This window comes from Enhygromyxa salina, assembly GCF_002994635.1.
Lineage (GTDB): Bacteria > Myxococcota_A > Polyangia > Nannocystales > Nannocystaceae > Plesiocystis > Plesiocystis salina_B.
The window spans coordinates 138,825-157,793 of record NZ_PVNL01000051.1; the positions used below are offsets into that span (position 1 = coordinate 138,825).

Sequence of the window (18,969 nt, forward strand, 5' to 3'; positions counted from 1 at the left end):
ACCCTGGGTTGGGGCATCATCGCCACACATGGGCCTGCTCGATCCCTCGCCGCCGCCCTACGATCCGCTCGCGTGGGAGCGGGAGCCGTTCACCGAGCGGGCCCGCCAGGCCTGCCAGGCCTGGGCGATCCAGGGCTATGGCACGCCGATCGCGGTTTACCTGGTCTACGCGTTCAAGCTCGCGCTCTACGTCGGGATGTGGGTGTGGTTCTGCTCGTTCACGCCGGGGCTCGGGGACCTGGGCAGCATCTCAGCGTGGTGGCTGAACCCGATCGCGTTTCAAAAGGCGATCGTGTGGAGCCTGCTGTTCGAGATGCTGGGGCTCGGCTGCGGCAGCGGACCGCTGACGGCCCGCTACATGCCGCCGGTCGGCGGCTTCTTGTACTTTCTGCGGCCGGGCACGACCAAGCTGCCGGTGTTCGAGGGCGCCCCGCTGATCGGCGGCCCGCGGCGCACGATCGTCGACGCCACCGTCTACGCGACCGTGATGTGGCTGCTGGTCTGGACGTTGATCTCGCCCGCGATCCTGCGTGAGCAGCTGCTCGCGCTGGTGATCTTGATCGCGCTGCTCGGCGTGCTCGACAAGACCCTGTTCCTGGTCGCCCGCGGTGAGCACTACTGGACCACCCTCGTCGTGTTCGCGTTCGCGACCAGCTGGGCCGGCTCGGACGCGGACCCGCTGGCCTGGATCGCCGGGGCCAAGGCCGTGCAGCTGGCCCTGTGGTTTTGGGCCGGATTCTCCAAGCTCAACCACCACTTCCCGGCGGTGGTGTGTGTGATGACCAGCAACAGCCCGTTCACCCGGTTTCGCTGGGTGCGCGAGCGAATGTATCGCAGCTACCCCGACGATCTGCGGCCGTCGGGCCTGGCCCACCTCATGGCCCACCTCGGCACCGCGCTCGAGCTCGCCGTGCCGATCGTGTTGGTGTTCGCCCCGGGCGGCACCGCATTGATCGTGGGCATGGTGCTGATGCTGATGCTGCACGCCTACATCACCAGCAACGTGCCCATGGGGGTGCCGATCGAGTGGAACGTGATGGTGGTGTACGGCGCGTTCGCGCTGTTCTGGGCCCACCCCGAGGTCACGCTGCTCGACATCGGCCCGAGCCCGCTGGCGCTGTTCTTGGTTGCGATGCTGGTCGTGCTCCCGGTGCTCGGCAACCTGGTCCCGCGGGCCGTGTCGTTCTTGCTTGCGATGCGCTACTACGCCGGCAACTGGCCCTACGGGATCTGGCTGTTTCGCGGCGACAGCTACAAGAAGCTCGAGCGGCTGACCAAGAGCTCGGGCTGGGTCCACGACCAGCTCGCGCTGTTCTATGATCGCAGCACGGCGGTCGGCCTGCTGTCGAAGGTCGTCGCGTTTCGGATGATGCACCTGCACGGACGCGCGCTGCCAGAGCTGCTGCCCAAGGCTGTCGACGATCTCGAAGACTACGAATACGCCGAGGGCGAGGTGATCGCCGGCCTGGCGCTGGGCTGGAACTTCGGCGACGGACACCTGCACGCGGACCAGCTGCTGCGCGCGGTCCAGGCCCAGTGCCAGTTCGAAGCGGGGGAGCTGCGCTGTGTGTTCGTCGAGGCCCAGCCGTTTGGGCGTGGCACCCAGGCGTGGCGGATCGTCGACGCGCACTCGGGATTGATCGAGCAAGGAAAGCTCAGCGTGGCTCAGATGCGCGCGCGTCAGCCTTGGGAGGCCACGCCTCGCTGACCACGCGACGCTGATTTTGGCCGCCAATGGCGAGCTTGGCGGCATTTCGATCCAGTGCGTGACACGCGAACGGTCGTCGCTCTAGGATGCGGCCGATGCCTCCAAACGCGCTCGTGACTCTAACGGCTCTCGCTCCCTCGATACCCGGTGTTCCCGCAGATGGTGGATTCGGCTCAATCGCCGCCGGGCTGACGATCCCCGTCGCGGGTGCGATCTACATCCTGCTGTTCTGGGGCAAGCGCTCGTCCGCGGAGTGCCCGTGGCGCGACGACGATCAGATCGGCCTCAAGGTCATCGTTGGCACGCTGATCATGGTCGGCACGGCGCTGTTCGCTGGCGGCCTGCAGGGGCTGCTGCACCTGTTGCTGACCTTCAAGGAGTTCGTGCCGCGGCTCAAGGCCGCGATGCCGGATCTGCTGGTCGGCGCCGTGGTGCTCGGGGGCGCGATCATGTTCGCGGTGCCCAAGACCAACCACGAGCAGCAGCCCAAGGCGCTGCGATTGGTCGCAGGGGCGATCGCGCTGACCGGCGCGGTGGCCACGGTGATGGGGCTCGACTCGCTGCTCAAGACCGTGTTTCAGTGGCCAGACTGGCACGCGGTCGCGGGCTCGTTCACCTCGTTGGTGACCGCGATCGTGGTGTTCGGCGGCTCCGGCTACCTGTACGCGAAGATGGTCGGCGTCGAGGTCCCCGACATCCCGATGCCAGCCGAGGCGCAGCCCCAGCAGCAGCAGCAGCAGTATCAACAACAGCAACAGCAACAACAGCAGCAGCAGCAGGCGTACCAGCAGCCGCAGCAGCCGGCTCAGCAAGCCTACCAACAGCCCCAGCAGCCCCAGCAACCGCAGCAGGGCTACCAGCAGCCCCAGCAGCAGGGCTACCAGCAGCCCCAGCAAGGTGGCTACCAGCAAGGTGGTGGGGCAGCGCCGCCGCGTCCGGGTGGCGGTCCGCCTCCCGGCGGCTACGGCCCGCCCGGCAGCGGCGGCTACGGCCAGTAGGGGCTGTTTTCAGCTCGGGCCAGGCTTCTGGCCCGCTTGCGGACGCCTCGTCGTATTGGTCCGCGCGATGGCAGCGAGGCTCCTAACCAGCTTGCGGGACATCGGCCGCCTGCTCCTCGGAGTAGGCGGCCGGTTTGTGTTCCGCTCGCGAACTCTAGACCACGATCTGGAGGCGCTTGCGGCCGAAGGTTCCGGGGGTCGGGGAGAACCGGCCGGGCAGGGGGGTCGCGCAGGCTGGGCAGGCGCCGTCGGGGCTCAGCCGGTAGTCGAGCAGCGCGTACCAGTCGCGCACGATCACCGGCTCACCGCAGGCACCGCAGTGGGTCGTGTCGCCGTCGACGTCGTGGACGTTGCCGGTATACACGTGGGAGATCCCGCAGGCCTTGGCGACGGCTCGGGCGCGACGCAAGGTCGCGAGCGGCGTGGGTGGGACGTCGAGCAGCTTGAAGTCCGGGTGGAAGCCCGAGAAATGGACGGGGACATCGGCGCCGAGCCGCTCGACGATCCACTCGCACTGGGCCCGCAGCTGGGCGTCATCGTCGTTGTACCCGGGGATCACCAGGGTCGTGATCTCGGTCCAGACCTCGGTCTCGTGGACCAGGTACTCGAGGGTCTCGAGCACCGGGGCGAGCTGCCCGCCGGTCAGCTTGCGGTAGAAGCGATCGGAGAAGCCCTTGAGGTCGACGTTGGCGGCGTCGATCTTGGCGTAGAGATCGGCGCGCGGGGCCGCGTGGATGTAGCCGGCGGTGACCGCCACGGTCTGGATCCCCAGCTGATGACAGGCGTCGGCGATGTCGATCGCGTACTCGGCGAAGATCGTCGGATCGTTGTAGGTGAACGCGACGCTGTGGCAGCCGTGACGGCGGGCGGCGGCGGCGATCGCCGTGGGTGTGGCGGCGGTCGCGAGCGTGTCCATGTCGCGGGACTTGGAGATGTCCCAGTTCTGGCAGAACTTGCAGCTGAGGTTGCAGCCGGCGGTGCCCAGCGAGAGCACGCTGGTGCCGGGGTGAAAGTGGCTGAGCGGTTTCTTCTCGATCGGGTCGATGCACAGCCCAGACGACCGGCCGTAGGTGGTCAGCCGCAGCTGCCCGCCCACGTTCTGGCGGACGAAGCACAGCCCGCGCTGGCCGTCGGACAGGGTGCAGTCGCGCGGGCACAGATCACAGACAATCCGCCCGTCGTCGCGCGGGTGCCAGTAGCGAGCCAGATAGCCGTCGTCGTGGGTCATGGGGACGCGGGGGACCGGGTGCGCGGCTCGGCGAACTCGACCACCTCGAAGCGCTCGAGCGTGAGCGTAGGACTCCAAAAGTTCGCCGCCAGTCCGGCCTTGCGCTTGAGATTGTCGAGGAACGCCCCGGCCTCGGGCAGCGCGTCCCAGACCTTGGGCAGGAACACGCCCCGGTGGCCATTGCAGGCCATGATCAGCCCGTCGACGCGGGGTCGCAGGCGGCGGCGGGCGTCGGCCTCGTCGCTGAACTGCAGGGCCGAGCGCGGGCCGAGCACCGAGACCGAGAACCGCACCAAGTCGAGCTCCGCGGCTCGCAGGGCGCGGGTGCGGGGATCGTGGAACGCGGCCATCACCGCGTTGTGTCGCAGGTCCTCCCTCAGCGACACGCGGACCTCGATCGAGCCGATGCAGCCGTGCAGCTGCTCGCCGCGGTTGATCGTCACGAACGTGGCCGCGGGCCGGTCGAGCCACGCGTGGGCGGGGGGGACGAGCGCCGTCGCGCCGAACCGCTCGTCGACGGCGCCGCGGGCGATCGCGAGGACCAGCTCGGCGTCGAGCTCACGGGGATCGACCCGGGGCGGGGGCGCGGGGCCGTCCACGCTCATGCCGATCGCTGCGCCTCATGAATCGCGAACGCGCCGTAGCCCACGACCTGGTCGCGGGTGCCCGCGGTGTCGCCGGAGTTTCGCAGGTCGAGCAGCTCGATCCCGAGCTGCCGCCGCTGGCCCAGGGCGATCAACCCGTCGATGCAGCGCGCGCCGCAGGCCCGCTGCGGATCGAGACCGGGGGCGCTGGCTGATTCGATCCAGGCAGCCGTCGCGCGATCGAGGCGCGTGGCTTCGGCGTAGCTGTGGTAGTGCGAGAGATCGCTGGAGATCACGATCGCCGTCGCGGGCCCGCCCCAGCACAGGTCGAGCAGCTCGGCGACCTGGTCCGGGGTCGCGTCGCCGACGACCAGCGGCAGCAACGTGAACCGGGGCAGCAGCGTCTGCAAGAACGGGACGTGGACCTCGAGCGAGTGCTCTAGCGCGTGGGCCTGGGCGCTCCGCTGCACCTGCGGGAGCTTCAGCACCCGAGCCGCGAGCGCTGCGTCGATCTCGACCTCGCCGAGCGGGGTTGCGAAGCGTGACGCCTCCGGCAAGGCCAGGCCCTGCAGGTGCACGCGGTGGGCGGGGCCGAGCAGCACGACGGTCTCGATCTGCTCGGCCCGCGCGGCCAGGCTCGCGTACGCGGTCGCGGCGATCGGTCCCGAGTACACGTAGCCCGCGTGTGGTGCGATGATCCCTTTCGCGGCTCGGCGGGCGAGCGTGGCCGTCGGGGCCATCAGCTGCGTGAGCGTCCCGACTAGCTGGGTGCGATCGCCGGGGTAAAATCGGCCAGCGACCGCTGGCGGACGTGCGTGGGTGGGGGCTGACAACGTCACTCAGCATGCCACGCTGGGGGCTCAGATCCCTACGTTCGTCGAATTCGCGTGATTCTCGCTTGTGGGTTGGCACTCGGGACCTGTGGTCTACTCGGCGCCATGCACTGGATTGAGAGCTGTTCCATTTTAGCCCTGGCGACCTCGCTCGGTTGCTACCAGGGCATCACCGATCTCGGCGACGCCTCGACGAGCGACGCGACCGGCGGCGGACCAACCGGGGATGGCGACGGTGACGGGGACACCACCAACCCCGACGGCGATGGCGACGGCGAACCCGGTGACGGCGACCCGGGTGGTGGCGACGGCGACGGTGACCCCGATGACGCTGGCGACGGAGACGGTGACTCTGGCGACGGAGATGGCGACGCCGACACGGGAGATGGCGACGGTGACGGCGATCCCCAGAGCCTCTGCGAGCGCTGGAACGCCGACCGCGCTGACCTCAGCGAGGGCAACTGGACCGGGTCGGTCAACGGCTGCAACGCCGGAGACATGGACGGCCCGTGGCGCAACCGCAGCCTGGCCCAGATCAACCTGTATCGGTGGCTGGCCGATCTGCCGCCGGTCACGACCTCCGCCGATCGCAACACCAAGGCCCAAGCCTGCGCCTTGATGATGCAGGCCAACAACGCCCTGAGCCACACGCCGCCGATGAACTGGAGCTGCTGGAGCGGGCCTGGATCCGAGGGCGCGGGCAGCTCGAACATCGCCGGGACCGCCGCGGTCACGGCCGTCGACCTCTACATGATCGACTACGGCAACGCCTCCACGCTCGGCCACCGACGCTGGATCCTGTCGAACTCGCTGGGGCCGACCGGGATCGGCTCGACCGACGGGTACTCGTGCATGTGGGCGATCGGTGGCAACGGCGACGCCGGCAAGCAGTGGACCGCGTGGCCGCCCCCCGGGCAGTTCCCGAGCGAGGCGATCAACCCGCTGTGGTGGGGGGACGGCCTCAACGAGAGCGGCTGGTCGCTGCAGAGCGACGAGCTCAACCTCGGCGGCGCGGCGGTCACGATCACCAGCAGCGGGCAGGACCGACCGGTGACGGTCGTCAACCTGTCTGGCGGGTATGGGAGCTCGAGCGCGATCGCTATGATCCCCAACGGCTGGACCGCGCAGGTCGGCGAGACCTACCACGTGGAGGTGTCCGGGGTTGGGGTGCCGATCAGCTACGATGTCGAGATCGTCGACTGCAATTGAGCGTCAGCCGAGCACGGGGTGCGTGGGCAGGTAGGCCCCGTTGCCGAGCACCGCGTCGGCGATCTCGCGCAGCTGCACGTCGCCGTTCTTGCGGCCCTGCTCGATCGCGCGGAGCCGTCGGCGGATCCGCCGGTTGGCGCGCTGGCAGAACACCGAGGCCAGCTGGGCCTCGTGGCTGGCGGCTGGGCGAGACTGCTCGAGCGCCCGCGTGGCCCGGCTGACCACGGCGACCATGGCGTAGAGCTCGATCGCCACGTCGGCGAGCCGCTCGACGAGCATCTGTTCGTCGATGATCGACTTGCCGTGGTGTCGCAAGAGCCGCTCGATCACCTGCCCGAACGCGTCGGCCTGATCTTCGATGAGCACGGCGGCGCGCTTGAGCTTGGGGTGCGCGCGGTCGAGATCCTCGGTGATCACTCGGTCGCGCACGCGCGAGACCAGCTCGGTCAGCAGCAGGCTGTAGTTCTCGAGCGGATCCTTGAGCGCGCTGGCGAGCTCGCGCAGGTGCTTGCCAGGCGCCTGGATGCCCGACAGCGCGATGAACAAGCGAAGGATCTCGTTGGTGCCCTCGAAGATCATGTTGATGCGGCTGTCACGAACGAAGCGCTCGAACGCGTACTCGCGCGAGTAGCCGAGCCCACCCATGATCTGCAGGCACTCGTTGGCGACGGTCCACATCATCTCGGACGCGAACACCTTCGACATCGCGGCCTCGATCGAGTAGTCGCGGCCGCCACGATCCATGAGGCCGCAGGTCATGTAGGTCATCGACTCGGCGGCGTAGACGTTGAGCGCCATGATCGCGAATTTCTTCTTGATCAAGCCGAACTCGCTGAGCTTCTTGCTGAATTGGTCGCGCTCGTTCGCGTAGGCGGCGGCGTCGCGGATCAGCCGCTTGGCCCCGCCCACGCACCCGGCCGCGAGCCCGAACCGGCCGTTGTTGAGGATCGTCATCGCGACCTTGAACCCGCCACCGACCTCGCCGAGCACGTTGACCGCGGGCACCTTGCAGTCCTCGAAGTGGATCGCGGTGGTGCTCGAGCCCTTGAGCCCGAGCTTGTGCTCTTCCGGCCCGCTCTCGACCCCGCCAAACCCACGCTCGACGATGAACGCGGTGATCCGGTCTTGCAGCTTGCCGTCGATCTCGACCGGGGTCTGAGCGAACACGGTCAAGACCTCGGCGAACCCGCCGTTGGTGATCCACAGCTTGCCGCCGTTGAGCAGCCAGTGCTCGCCGTCCTCGGAGAGCACGGCGCGGGTGCGGATGCTGGCCGCGTCGGAGCCGGAGCTGGGCTCGGTCAGGCAGAACGCCGCGACCTTGTCACCGAGGGCGAGGTCGGGCAGGTAGCGCTGCTTTTGCTCGTCGGTGCCGAACAGCAAGATGCCCTTGAGCCCGATCGACTGGTGCGCGCCCACGGTCACCGCGATGCTGGCGCTGGTCGCCGCGATCCGCTCGAACAGTCGCGCGTAGCCGGTGTTGGACAGCCCCAGCCCGTCGTACTCGGTCGGGATGATCAGCCCGAACAGGCCCATCTGCTTGAGCTCTTCGAGCAGGTCGGGGTCGAGCAGCTTGTCGTGGTTGATGTCGGACTCGTCAATTCGCTCGCGCAAGAACCGATCGAGCGGGTCGAGCAGCGCGGCGAGGGTCTCGCGCTCCTCGTCACCGAGCTCATCGGGGTAGGGGAACACCTCGTCGTCCTCGACCGAGCCGAAGAACAGCTGGCGCGCGAACGACAGCTCGTTGTCCTCGGGCTTGCGGGCGGGCTCTTTGTTCGGCTTGCGACGGTCGTCCATACGCGGCCGAGGGTAGCGCTCGATCTGCGTGAGGGCGAGCGCGACCGGCCGAGGCCGCGCCACGTGAAGGGTGGGAGGAAACCCAGCGCCGGCCGCTGGCGGCGCCGTGCTACAAGCCAGCCATGCAGGTGCTGGTGATCAACTGCGGGAGCTCGTCGATCAAGGCCGAGATCGTCAACACCGAGTCGGGGCGGCGGCATGGCGGCTTCGTGATCGATCGGATCGGTGAGCGTGGTGAGGCGCCGGGGGCCGGGCGCGCCGGCGAGTCACGGGCGCGGCTGCGTTGGCGCGGTCCGTGGGCCGAGCGTGACGCGGTCGGGCATCCGGTCGCGGCCGCAGATCATGCGGCGGCGCTCGCCGAGGTGCTGCCGCAGCTGCGCGAGCGCCTGACCGCCGCGGCCGTCGAGCTCGATGGCGTCGTGCACCGGGTCGTCCACGGTGGCGATCGCTTCGCCGAGCCCGCGCGGATCGACAGCGCGGTCGAGGCCGCGATCGCGGAGTTGATCCCGCTCGCGCCGCTCCACAACCCGGCCAACCTCGCGGGCATCCGGGCGGCCAAGCAGCAGCTGCCAGGGCTCGAGCACGTCGCCGTGTTCGACACCGCGTTTCACCAGACCCTGCCGCGCCGCGCCCAGGCCTACGCGATCCCGACCGCGCTGGCGGCCCGTCATCAGATCCGTCGCTATGGGTTTCACGGGCCCAGCCACGCCCACGTGGCCGCGCGCGCGGCCGAGCAGCTCGGCGAGGATCTTCGCGACCTGCGCGTGATCACCTGCCACCTCGGCAACGGCTGCTCGGTGTGCGCCGTCGAGTATGGCCGCTCGGTCGAGACGAGCATGGGCATGACCCCGCTCGAGGGCTTGGTCATGGGCACGCGCAGCGGCGACCTCGACCCGGGGATCATCTTGCACCTGCTGCGCAGCGGCGAGCTCGACGTCGACGGGATCGACGAGCTGCTCAACCACGGCAGCGGGCTCGCCGGGCTGTCGGGCGTCGGCAACGACATGCGGGACATCGAGCGCCGGGCCGGCGAGGGCGACGAGGCCTGCCGGCTCGCGCTGCACGTGTTCGCCCACCGCCTGCGCAAGTACATCGGCGCCTACGCGGCCGTGATGGGGGGCGTCGACGCGATCGTGTTCACGGGTGGGATCGGCCAGAACAGCGCGCTGATCCGGCATCGCGCGTGCCAGCGGCTGGAGTTTCTCGGGGCCCGGCTCGACGAAGATCGCAACCGCGACGGCGCGGTCGATGACGCCCGTCCGGTCGCCGAGCTGAGCGCCGACAACAGCCGCGTGCGGCTGCTGGCGATCGCGACCGATGAGCAGCTGGAGATGGCCCGCGAGGCTGCAGCGCTGCTGGCCTCGCTCGACAAGATCGGCGCGGGTCGGGCCGCGCAGCCCGAGCGCCCGATCCCGATAGCGATCTCGGCCCGCCACATTCACCTCACCCCCGAGGCCGTGGCCACGCTGTTTGGCGCCGGCCACCAGCTCACGCCACGCAAGCCGCTGTCGCAGCCCGGGCAGTTCTCGTGCGAGGAGACCCTCGACGTGATCGGTCCCAAGCGCAGCATCGAAGGCGTGCGGGTGCTCGGCCCGGTGCGGCCGGCCTGCCAGGTCGAGATCAGCCGGACCGACGAGTTTCACCTCGGGATCGACGCCCCCGTGCGCGCCTCGGGGGACGTGTCGAACAGCCCTGGCATCACCCTGCGCGGGCCGAAGGGATCGCTGCAGCTGCGCGAAGGGGTGATCTGTGCGTGGCGGCACATCCACATGACGCCCGACGACGCGGCGCACTACGGGGTCGCCGATCGCGACGTCGTCGAGGTCTCGGTCGACTCGCCCACGTCGGGTCGAGATCTGGTGTTCGGCGACGTGATGGTCCGGGTGTCGCCGAAGTACGCGCTCGAGATGCACATCGACACCGACGAGGCCAACGCCGCGGATCTCAACCCAGACGCGGAGGGGATGCTGGTTCCCACTGCTGGATCGGCGCGGCTGACCTCGCGCAAGGTCGTCGCCAGCCGGCTCACGTAGGCCTGCGCGCTACGAAATTACCGGTGCAGCTGGCGATGACCGGAGGACGGCGGCGGCCAGGCGGGCCTCGAAGGCGTCGCGGTCGTCGCATGCTTCGACCAGATCGCCGCCCGTGACCGCGTTGATGATGACCACGACGCTCTGAACCACCCGGCTGCGAAACAAGATCACCAGGCCATCCAGCGCGCCCTCATACCGCTTGATCCACTCGGTCCAGACGTAGCGAAACCGGGCGTCATAGCTCGCCATCCCCTCGGCGTCGATCGCCAGGTAGAGACGCTTGTGGCCGTTGACGAGCTGGTCCATGAGCGGGGTCATGGCTTCGGCGAACTCGCCGTAGGCGTGGCCCTCGACGTCGATCCGGACGACGGTGTCGCTGAGCTGGGCGATCCGGCCGCGCCCAGCCGCGCCCGCGACCCAGAGGCCGTCAGCTGTCTCGCCAACCTCGATATTGGTGTCGCCGCGGGCCATGAACGACAGGGAATCCTGAGGGTGATATCGCGCATCCACAGCTGGGAGCTCGACCTGCACTGAGTACCATGACAGCCACCACACGACTAGTGTACGCCGTTTGGGGCCACAATTTACATTGTTGATCTTTCGATCAAATAGGTAGCTTTAGGGGCAGAACCAACCGCTGCGGGCCAACCGCGCTTGCGCAAGGCACGAGCGAGTCTCGAGCCCCGGTCGTGGCGGGTGGGCGGCGGCGGGTGGCGCGGCGCCGGACCGGACCCGCGTCGCAGGCGAGACCCGGCGCTGGCGAACCAGCGCGGTTCCGCTATGGTCCGCCGCGATGAACACCAGCACAAAGCCGCCCACGACCAAGCATGTATGGCGTTTCGCGCTGGCGGGCTTGTTGATCTGCGGGTGCGGAAAAAAAGACGAGGTCCCCGAGGGCGCGCCGTCGGGTGAGCGGACCCAAGAGCCGCTCCCCGAGGTCCCCAAGGACGCCCCATCCGGACCGTTCGCCAGCTTCGACTTCGAGGCCGCCGAGGCCAGCTGGCAGGGATCGTGGACGCTCGACGGCGAGGTCGCGGGCAAGCAGGTCGCGTGGATGATCGACGGCGCGACGCTGGTCGAGTTCGACGGGACCGCCGAGCGCAAGCTCGAGTTCTCGCTCTACTCGCCCTGCCAGATCACCTACACCGACGTCGACGAGGGGGTGACGGTCTACAAGAGCTTCACCTTCGTCCGCGATACGCTGCATGCGGGGCTGGGCTCATCGGGCACGGTCGCCGGCGACACGGTGATCGCGTGCCACGGCGGCAAGACCTACGTGCTCGACGGCGCCGGCACCTGCCTGGCGTGGACCGAGCGGTTCGACGACTGGAAGTCCGCGCCCGCGACCTGCAGCGTCGAGGGCGAGGGCGAGGCCCGCAAGTTCGTGGTCGACGGCCGCGAGATCGAGTTCTTGGATGACGCGTCGCTCGGGACCTTGCAGATGAAGAACAACGTAGCGACCAAGCACGCCAACTTCGCGGCAGCCAAGGCTGCGCTGGCGAGCGCAGCCCCGCCTCCGCCTGCTGATGCAATCTGAACCGCAGGGCGGACCGTCGTCGGCGAGCGTGAGCGCGATCGACGACGCCCGGGCCGCTCCGGCGGCTCGCTATCGCGACCGCCTGCAGATCTGGGAGGCCGCGCTCGCGCAGCTCGAGCGGCGCGACGGCAACCTGTCGCGGGCCCGCGTGCTGTGCTTCGGTCTGTTCTTGCTGCTGGTGGTCGCGGGCTGGCTGCTGAAATTTTCGTGGCTGAGCCTGGGCGTCCCGGTGGTTGGGTTCGCGATCTTGGTGGTCGTTCACGAGCGCGTGCTCGAGCGTCGCGACGCGGCCCAGCGCGCGGTCGCCCACTACCGCGAGGGTCTCGATCGCCTCCACGATCGCTGGGCGGGCAAGGGCGTGACCACGCAGTACGCCGACCCGGCGCACCCCTACAGCGCGGATCTCGATCTGTTTGGCGAGGGCTCCCTGTTCGATCTGCTGTGTCGGGCGCGGACCCGCGGCGGCGAACAACAGCTGGCCAGCTGGTTGACGGTCCACGCCGAGCGCCGCGTCGACGCGGAGGTCATCACCGGCCGTCAGCGATCCGTCCGCGCGCTGATCGACGGGGTCGAGCTGCGCGAGGATCTGGCGGTGCTCGGGGCGGCGGCGCGGGTCGAGGTTCGGCCGGCCGTGCTGATCGACTGGGGCCGCGCGCCGGCCCTGTTCTCTGCCCAGGCTCGCCGCGCGCTGCCAGTGTTGGGGCTGGTGTTGCCGCTGCTGGCGATTGCGAGCGTGGTCGTGTGGGCGCTGGGCATGATCGCCGGCCTGTGGTCGCTGCTGGCCGTGCTGGTGATCGAGGGCGGGATCTATCGGGCGCTGAAAGACACGCTGGCGCGGGCGGCTGGGCCGGCCGATCGCCACGGACGCGAGCTGTCGGTGCTCGCGGCGCTGCTGGCTCGGATCGAGGCCGAGCCGTTCGAGGATCCGCGCCTCGTCGAGCTGCGCGGCGCGCTGACCAGCGCGGGCCAGCCGGCTTCACAGGCGATCGCCGACCTGCGTCGGCTCGCGGGCTGGTACGAAGCCCAGCGCAACGGCCTGTTCGCCCCGATCGCGGTGATCTTGATGTGGGGTCCCAACTTCGCTGGCGCGATCGAGCGTTGGCGTCAGCGCCACGGTCCGCAGATCGCCGCCTGGATCGCCGCGCTCGCCGAGCTCGAGGCCCTGAGCTCGCTCGCCAACCACGCGTTCGAGAACCCCGACGACGTGTTCCCCGAGCTGCTCGGGACCACCGACGCGAGCTCACTGCCGTGCATCGTTGGCGAGGCGCTCGGGCACCCGCTGCTGGCGCGCGAGGGGTGCATCCGCAATGACCTGCAGCTCGTCGAGCCCGTCCGCGCCCACGTGATCAGCGGGTCGAACATGTCGGGCAAGAGCACCTTCTTGCGCACGGTCGGGTGCAACGTGGTGCTGGCGCTGGCGGGCGGGCCGGTTCGGGCTGTCTCGATGCAGCTGACGCCCGTGCGGATCGGCGCGACGCTGCGCATCCAGGACTCGCTGCGCGAGGGCGCGTCCCGGTTCTGGGCCGAGCTCACCCGGCTGCGGACGATCAGCGAGCTCGCCGCCGCCGACCCGACCCTGTTCTTGCTCGACGAGATCTTTCATGGCACCAACTCGCACGATCGGCGGATCGGCGCGGAGGCGCTGCTGCGCAGCCTGCTCGAGCGCGGCGCGATCGGGCTGATGACGACCCACGATCTCGCGCTCGCCGAGGCGGCCGAGGCCCTCGCGCCGGCCGCCATCAACGTGCATTTTCAAGATGACCTGCTCGATGGCACGCTGCACTTCGACTACCGCATGCGACCCGGCGTGGTCCGAAAGTCCAACGCGCTCGAGCTGATGCGCTCCGTGGGACTCGACGTATGAGCACCGACTACCCCGCTCGTTTCTACGCCGCCGTTCACGACGGCAACCCCGGCGACGTCGACTTTTACCGGGAGCGCTGCGCCGGTTCGCTCGCGATCGTGGAGCTCGGCTGCGGTGACGCGCGCGTGCTCGGTGCGCTGGCCGAGCACTCGAATCCTGGCGTGCGGGTCGGCGTGGACATCGACGCGCAGCTGCTCGAGCTCGCCGCGGCGCGGGCTCCCGGCATCGAGTTCGTGTGCGCGGACATGTGCAGCGTCGGCGTCGAGCAGCTCGGGGGCCGTCGCTTTGATCGGGTGATCATTCCGTACGGCGGGCTGTACTGCCTGCTGACCGAGGCCGCGGTCGCGGCGACCTTGGCCAAGGTGGTCGAGCTCCTCGCTGACGACGGGCTGCTACTCCTCGATGTGTGGGCCGCCGACGGATTTCATGCAGAGGCCGATCCCGACGACCAGGACCCCAGCTGGCTCGAGCGGGTGAAGATCATCGAGCTCGACGGCCACCGCTACGAAGTGCTCGAGCGCAGCAGCTGGGACAAGCCGCACCAACGGATCGACGCCACCTACCTGCACGTGCGCGTTGGCGCCGAGGAGGCGATCGAGGGCACCCTGTGTCAGCGCTACCTGCTCGCCGATCAGCTGCGATCGGCGCTCGAGCTGGCCGGGCTCGAGATCGTCGAGCTCGCGGGCGGGTTCAACGGGCAGCCGTACACGGGCGAGTCGGAGCTGATGGTCGTTAGCGCGCGTCGGCGTCGTGGTCTTTAGACCAGCTGCGTGGGTCTCGAAAGTCAGCACCGATTTTCCCAGCGCCGCGCGCGACCACGATAGACTCGCGCATCATGTTTGTGAAACCAGCGCTTCGCTCGTCACTGGTCGTGGTCGCGTTGCTCATGCTCGGGTGCACGGGGTCGAGTTCGGAGGCGGCCGACGAAGAGACGGAGTCGGGCCCCTACGACGAGGGCACGGGGCTCGGCGAGGGCGCGTGCATGGACGTGTGCGGCACCGAGGGGTGTGGGACCTGCCCCACCGCGACGATGGTCGACGGTGGCGGGTTTCAGATCGACGCGACGGAGGTCGACAACGGCCAGTACGCGCTGCTGCTCGAGGTCGAGTTCGACGCGGGCGCGGTCCCGTCGGGGTGCGAGTGGAAGAGCAGCTTCGAGCCGCTCGGGTGGTCGGCCGAGCTCGATCCAGCTCTGCCGGTGGTCGGCGTCGATTGGTGTGACGCCGCGGTTTTTTGCGCGTGGGCCGGCAAGCAGCTGTGCGGCGCGGTCGCCGGCGGGGCCATCGAGTTCGACAACAGCGATGGCCCCGAGAACGCCTGGCACCAAGCCTGCTCGAACGCCGGCGCGAGCGCGTACCCGTACGGCGCCGACTATGACCCGCTGCTGTGCAACGGCGACGACTCGGGCAACGATGCGCTGATCCCAACGGGGTCGCTCGCAACTTGCGAAGGGGGCGTGACTGGGCTGTTTGACATGAGCGGGAACGTGTGGGAGTGGACCAATGCATGCCAATCGGACGGCGGCGACGCGAGCACCGAGTGCCGACGTCGCGGCGGCTCGCGGCACAGCGACGGCCCCAACTTGCGCTGCGCGGTCAACAGCGCGCGACCCCGGGGTGAGCGCGACAATGGCCTCGGATTTCGCTGCTGCTCGATCTGAGCTGTTTTCAGCTCGGGTCAGGCTGTTTTCAGCTCGGGTCAGGCTTCTGACCCGCTTGCAGGCGCCATTCTCAGACTGGATCATCGTGGGCAGCGGGGTGTTTTCGAGATTGGCTTGAAGCCTCACCGGTTGCCGGACATGGACATGCCGGAAGGATGGTCGCAAAGGCTGGGGATCACGCTGTCGCGGCGGTTCGCGACGTCGAGCTGTCGAAATTTGCGATCGGCGTCAGCTCGTGTGTTTCCACGCCGCAGCACCGTGAGTTGCCACAATGAGCAGTGTAGATATCTAGAGTATGCGAATGTGACGTCCGCGCGCTATGAATTACATGAAATTCAGCCTCAGAACGTGAAGGGCGACCGGTAGCGACGGGGCGAGCCTCGCGTCTTCGTGCGGTCGATATGTTTTCTCGAGTTGTTTTGGTTCTGAATGTTCACTTTCGAGACTCTAGATACCTGGGAAATCTCGGGGATACTCGGACGACCAACATGAAAGCTCTTCACCAAACTAACTTGGCCCTCCTTCTCACTTGCGCAGTTTCGCTCAGCGCCTGCAACGACGACGCCCCGGCTGATGGCGGGACCGACGAGACCGCCACGGGCACAGCGGGCGACGGCGACGGGGACGGCGACGCAACCACGCTCTCGGGTGACGGAGACGGCGACACCCAAACGGGCGACGGCGACGGCGACCCGGGCGACGGCGACGGAGACCCGGGCGACGGAGACGGCGACGGCGACGGAGATGGCGACGGCGACGGCGACGGCGACGGCGACGGCGACGGCGACGGCGACGGCGACGGCGACGGAGATGGGGACGGAGATGGGGACGGCGACGGCGATGGCGACGGCGACGGCGTGTGTGCCGATGGCTGCGGCATGCCCAACTGTGGCCCGTGTCCCGACGGCCCCGACGCGGTCGTGATCGGCCAGTACTCGATCGACGCCACCGAGGTCAGCAACGGTGACTATGCGGTCTTCAACGCCATCCAGTTCTCACCCGAGTACCTCGACGTGTTGATGCCGCCCGAGTGCGCGTTCAAGAACGACTTCATCCCCGACAACTGGCCCGTGGAGCCGCCGCCCAACCTCCCGGTCGTCGGCGTCGACTGGTGTGACGCGACAGCGTACTGCGCGTGGGCTGGCAAGCGGCTGTGCGGCGCGATCAGTGGCGGCCCGGCCCAGCTCGCCGACGTCCAGAACCCCGCCAACAACGAGTGGTACAAGGCCTGCACCCAGGGCGGCGTGAAGAACTACCCCTACGGGCTGCTCTACATCGGCAACGCCTGCAACACCGTGGACGCTGGGTATGGCCAGCGCACCAACGTCGGCAGCGTGCAGACCTGCCTGGGTGGCTACCCGGGCCTGTACGACATGAGCGGCAACGTGTGGGAGTGGACCAACGCCTGCAACGACAACGGCGAGTGCCGGCGGCGCGGCGGCTCCTACTTCAGCGATGGTCCCACGGCGCGCTGCAGCATCGACAGCGTCCGCCCGCGTGATTTTCGTGCCAGCAGCCACGGCTTTCGTTGCTGCGACACTCCCTGATCTGAATCCGGTCGCATCACCCGGCTCGCGAGAGCCGCGAAAGACAAAGTCATGAAGCGTGTTCAACTTGCAAACTATGGAGCATCCCTACTGTCGCTGGCCCTGTTCGGCGGCTGCGTCGACGATGCCGTGATCGGCGGCGAAGGGGAGGGGACGACTGAGACCTCCACATCGACCGGGGACGGGGACGGGGACGGCGACGGCGACGTCGGCACGGAGACCTCCGACTCGGGCGATGGCGACGGCGATCCGGGGGATGGCGACGGAGACCCGGGCGACGGCGACGGCGACCCGGGCGACGGAGACGGAGACGGAGACGGCGACGGCGACGGCGACGGTGATCCGCTGCCGAGCCCGCTCGACGAGATCCCGGAGGAGGAGTGGGAGGACGTGCCCAACCCCGACGGGGTCCCGAACCCGTTCCCAGGCGTCTACGACGATCTGGGCGCGGCCGATCCCAACGACTCGTTTCGCTCGTTGATCGGCTTGAAGCTGCGCGATCGCGAGCAGCTCGAGGACTTCGTGCTCGAGGTCTCCGATCCCACCAGTGATCTGTACGGCGACTACCTGTCGACCCAGGAGCTGATCGACAACTACTCGCCGCTCGAGAGCGACTTCACGCTGTTGCAAGCGTGGCTCACCTACGAGGGGCTGTCGGTCAACTACCTGGCGACCAACCGCACGCTGATCCAGTTCTCGGGCACGGTCGGGCAGTTCAACGAGGCGTTCAACACCACGCTGCACGTGTGCATGCGCAAGAACCCGCAGCAGGGCAACCCGCCGATCCCGGTCTACTGCGCGACCGAGAGCATGACGCTGCCGCTGTTCGTCGCCAACCGCAGCCAGGGCATCGTGACTGCAGACTTGCCGGCCGAGGTCGGCAACCTGCCCAACGAGCTCGGGCAGATCCAGGCGAGCCCGCCGAACGGAGCCAACAGCGGCTCGCGCTTGACTCCAGATCGCGTGGCCCGGGCCTACAACGTCGACGAGCTGTACGCGCAGGGCTACGACGGCTCGGGGCAGAAGATCGGCGTGATCATGGGCGCGCAGATCCACTTCAAGTGGGCTCAGACCTTCTGGCAGAGCTGGGGGATCGTGCGCTCCAACCCCGAGGTCGTCTACCTGATGGAGGATCCGGTCACGCGCTACGTGGAGTCGCAGCTCGACAACACCTGGTCTGGCGCGATTGCCCCAGGCGCCGAGATCATCGGCTACGAGGGCCCTGACTCGCGCAACACCTCCATGGTGTTCGTGTTCAACGAGGCCGTGACGCGCGCGCAGGCCGACGGCGTCTCGGTCATCACCAACTCGTTCGCGCATCGCGAAGACTCGGAGCCGCCGGTCGTGCGCTGGCAGTACGACGACGCGGGCCTCGTTGGCGCCGCGCTCGGCATCACCTTGCTCGCGGCGACCGGCGACTCGGGCAAGGTCGACACCCCCAGCTGCAGCTCGTGGGTGACCGGTGTGGGCGGAACCCAGCTGTACCTCAACGGCTCGGGCAACGTGACCAACGAGACCGGCTGGAACAAGTCTGGCTCCGGGATCTCGCTCACAATCGACATGCCGGCGTGGCAAGTCGCGGTCGCCGGCAACATTGGCAATGGCAACAAGCGGGTGACGGCAGACGTCTCGGCTGCGGCGTCTACCGGGTCTCCATATTGGGTCTACTATAACTCTTCGTGGATGTTGTACGGAGGCACCAGCTTCTCCTCGCCCGTTTGGGCGGGCATCATCGCGGTCGTCAACCAGTATCGCGACGAGAACGGAATGGCCCCAGTGGGCTATCTCAATCAGATGCTGTACACAACGCCAGCGGTGCAGGCCACGTTCCGCGACATCACGGCCGGAGCCACCGACGACCACAGCTGTACGCCTGGTTGGGACCCGGTGACCGGGTGGGGTGCGCCCGACGCTGCGGCGTTCGCGAGCACTGTGCCCTCGCCCTAGTCTCGAACCTGCGCACACAGCAAGCCA

General features: G+C 68.5%; 15 protein-coding genes. 10 read left to right on the plus strand and 5 right to left on the minus strand.

Translation table 11 applies throughout. The features are described 5' to 3' along the window. Positions 1-28: 28 nt before the first annotated feature. Positions 29-1,708 (plus strand): DUF3556 domain-containing protein, encoded by a 1,680-nt coding sequence (locus ENSA7_RS13490; RefSeq protein WP_106089687.1) that lies wholly within the window; start codon positions 29-31, stop codon positions 1,706-1,708. 113 nt (positions 1,709-1,821) lie between these two features. After that, positions 1,822-2,706 carry a hypothetical protein gene (locus ENSA7_RS43600; protein ID WP_181233707.1) on the plus strand — a complete coding sequence of 295 codons (885 nt, stop codon included), beginning with the start codon at positions 1,822-1,824 and terminating at the stop codon, positions 2,704-2,706. A gap of 154 nt (positions 2,707-2,860) precedes the next feature. Here the strand turns inward: ENSA7_RS43600 and amrS are convergent, their stop codons facing one another. The 3 genes from amrS to amrB are packed head-to-tail and all read right to left on the minus strand — an operon-like array spanning position 2,861 to position 5,351. Further along, positions 2,861-3,934, minus strand: a complete 1,074-nt coding sequence (gene amrS, locus ENSA7_RS13500) for an AmmeMemoRadiSam system radical SAM enzyme (protein ID WP_106089688.1) — start codon at positions 3,932-3,934, stop codon at positions 2,861-2,863. Next, positions 3,931-4,539 (minus strand): AmmeMemoRadiSam system protein A, encoded by a 609-nt coding sequence (gene amrA, locus ENSA7_RS13505; protein ID WP_106089689.1) that lies wholly within the window; start codon positions 4,537-4,539, stop codon positions 3,931-3,933. Before amrA ends, amrS begins: the two co-directional genes overlap by 4 nt. Further along, entirely contained in the window at positions 4,536-5,351 is an 816-nt protein-coding gene (gene amrB / locus ENSA7_RS13510; protein WP_106089755.1) for an AmmeMemoRadiSam system protein B, read from the minus strand. The genes amrA and amrB overlap by 4 nt, the downstream gene beginning before the upstream one ends. Positions 5,352-5,456: 105 nt before the next feature. Here amrB and ENSA7_RS43605 point away from each other — a divergent pair, with 105 nt between their 5' ends. After that, the gene (locus ENSA7_RS43605; protein ID WP_181233708.1) at positions 5,457-6,560 is read left to right on the plus strand and encodes a CAP domain-containing protein; all 1,104 of its coding nucleotides are present in this window, start codon (positions 5,457-5,459) and stop codon (positions 6,558-6,560) included. A 3-nt stretch (positions 6,561-6,563) separates the two neighbouring features. Here ENSA7_RS43605 and ENSA7_RS13525 read toward each other — a convergent pair whose 3' ends face one another. Further along, positions 6,564-8,354 (minus strand): acyl-CoA dehydrogenase family protein, encoded by a 1,791-nt coding sequence (locus ENSA7_RS13525; protein ID WP_106089691.1) that lies wholly within the window; start codon positions 8,352-8,354, stop codon positions 6,564-6,566. Positions 8,355-8,476: 122 nt separating this feature from the next. Here ENSA7_RS13525 and ENSA7_RS13530 point away from each other — a divergent pair, with 122 nt between their 5' ends. Continuing rightward, positions 8,477-10,387, plus strand: a complete 1,911-nt coding sequence (locus ENSA7_RS13530; RefSeq protein ID WP_106089692.1) for an acetate/propionate family kinase — start codon at positions 8,477-8,479, stop codon at positions 10,385-10,387. A 9-nt stretch (positions 10,388-10,396) separates the two neighbouring features. Here the strand turns inward: ENSA7_RS13530 and ENSA7_RS13535 are convergent, their stop codons facing one another. Continuing rightward, a complete protein-coding gene (locus ENSA7_RS13535; protein WP_106089693.1) occupies positions 10,397-10,858 on the minus strand; it encodes a hypothetical protein in 462 nt (153 codons plus the stop codon). 322 nt (positions 10,859-11,180) lie between these two features. Between ENSA7_RS13535 and ENSA7_RS13540 the strand changes: the two genes are divergently transcribed. The 6 genes from ENSA7_RS13540 to ENSA7_RS13565 all read left to right on the plus strand — a co-directional run bounded on the left by ENSA7_RS13540 (position 11,181) and on the right by ENSA7_RS13565 (position 18,942). Continuing rightward, positions 11,181-11,924, plus strand: a complete 744-nt coding sequence (locus ENSA7_RS13540; protein ID WP_106089694.1) for a hypothetical protein — start codon at positions 11,181-11,183, stop codon at positions 11,922-11,924. Further along, the gene (locus tag ENSA7_RS13545; RefSeq protein ID WP_106089695.1) at positions 11,914-13,788 is read left to right on the plus strand and encodes a MutS-related protein; all 1,875 of its coding nucleotides are present in this window, start codon (positions 11,914-11,916) and stop codon (positions 13,786-13,788) included. The genes ENSA7_RS13540 and ENSA7_RS13545 overlap by 11 nt, the downstream gene beginning before the upstream one ends. Further along, on the plus strand, positions 13,785-14,549 hold the full coding sequence (locus ENSA7_RS13550; protein ID WP_106089696.1) for a class I SAM-dependent methyltransferase: 765 nt from the start codon (positions 13,785-13,787) through the stop codon (positions 14,547-14,549). The genes ENSA7_RS13545 and ENSA7_RS13550 overlap by 4 nt, the downstream gene beginning before the upstream one ends. Before the next feature lie 74 nt (positions 14,550-14,623). Continuing rightward, positions 14,624-15,448, plus strand: a complete 825-nt coding sequence (locus ENSA7_RS13555; protein ID WP_106089697.1) for a formylglycine-generating enzyme family protein — start codon at positions 14,624-14,626, stop codon at positions 15,446-15,448. Positions 15,449-15,960: 512 nt separating this feature from the next. Then, complete coding sequence (locus ENSA7_RS13560; RefSeq protein ID WP_181233709.1) at positions 15,961-16,995, plus strand: formylglycine-generating enzyme family protein; 1,035 nt, start codon at positions 15,961-15,963, stop codon at positions 16,993-16,995. A 51-nt stretch (positions 16,996-17,046) separates the two neighbouring features. Beyond that, a complete protein-coding gene (locus ENSA7_RS13565; protein WP_106089699.1) occupies positions 17,047-18,942 on the plus strand; it encodes a S53 family peptidase in 1,896 nt (631 codons plus the stop codon). Positions 18,943-18,969: the final 27 nt, after the last annotated feature.

Bases quoted from the DNA above. Each gene is read 5' to 3' on its own strand.
- ENSA7_RS13545 (WP_106089695.1), top strand. From the start codon at position 11,914: ATGCAATCTGAACCGCAGGGCGGACCGTCGTCGGCGAGCGTGAGCGCG.
- amrA (WP_106089689.1), bottom strand. From the start codon at position 4,539: ATGAGCGTGGACGGCCCCGCGCCCCCGCCCCGGGTCGATCCCCGTGAG.
- ENSA7_RS13535 (WP_106089693.1), bottom strand. From the start codon at position 10,858: ATGGCCCGCGGCGACACCAATATCGAGGTTGGCGAGACAGCTGACGGC.
- ENSA7_RS13540 (WP_106089694.1), top strand. From the start codon at position 11,181: ATGAACACCAGCACAAAGCCGCCCACGACCAAGCATGTATGGCGTTTC.
- ENSA7_RS13490 (WP_106089687.1), top strand. From the start codon at position 29: ATGGGCCTGCTCGATCCCTCGCCGCCGCCCTACGATCCGCTCGCGTGG.
- ENSA7_RS13565 (WP_106089699.1), top strand. From the start codon at position 17,047: ATGAAGCGTGTTCAACTTGCAAACTATGGAGCATCCCTACTGTCGCTG.
- ENSA7_RS13555 (WP_106089697.1), top strand. From the start codon at position 14,624: ATGTTTGTGAAACCAGCGCTTCGCTCGTCACTGGTCGTGGTCGCGTTG.
- ENSA7_RS13525 (WP_106089691.1), bottom strand. From the start codon at position 8,354: ATGGACGACCGTCGCAAGCCGAACAAAGAGCCCGCCCGCAAGCCCGAG.
- ENSA7_RS13550 (WP_106089696.1), top strand. From the start codon at position 13,785: ATGAGCACCGACTACCCCGCTCGTTTCTACGCCGCCGTTCACGACGGC.
- amrS (WP_106089688.1), bottom strand. From the start codon at position 3,934: ATGACCCACGACGACGGCTATCTGGCTCGCTACTGGCACCCGCGCGAC.
- ENSA7_RS13530 (WP_106089692.1), top strand. From the start codon at position 8,477: ATGCAGGTGCTGGTGATCAACTGCGGGAGCTCGTCGATCAAGGCCGAG.
- ENSA7_RS43605 (WP_181233708.1), top strand. From the start codon at position 5,457: ATGCACTGGATTGAGAGCTGTTCCATTTTAGCCCTGGCGACCTCGCTC.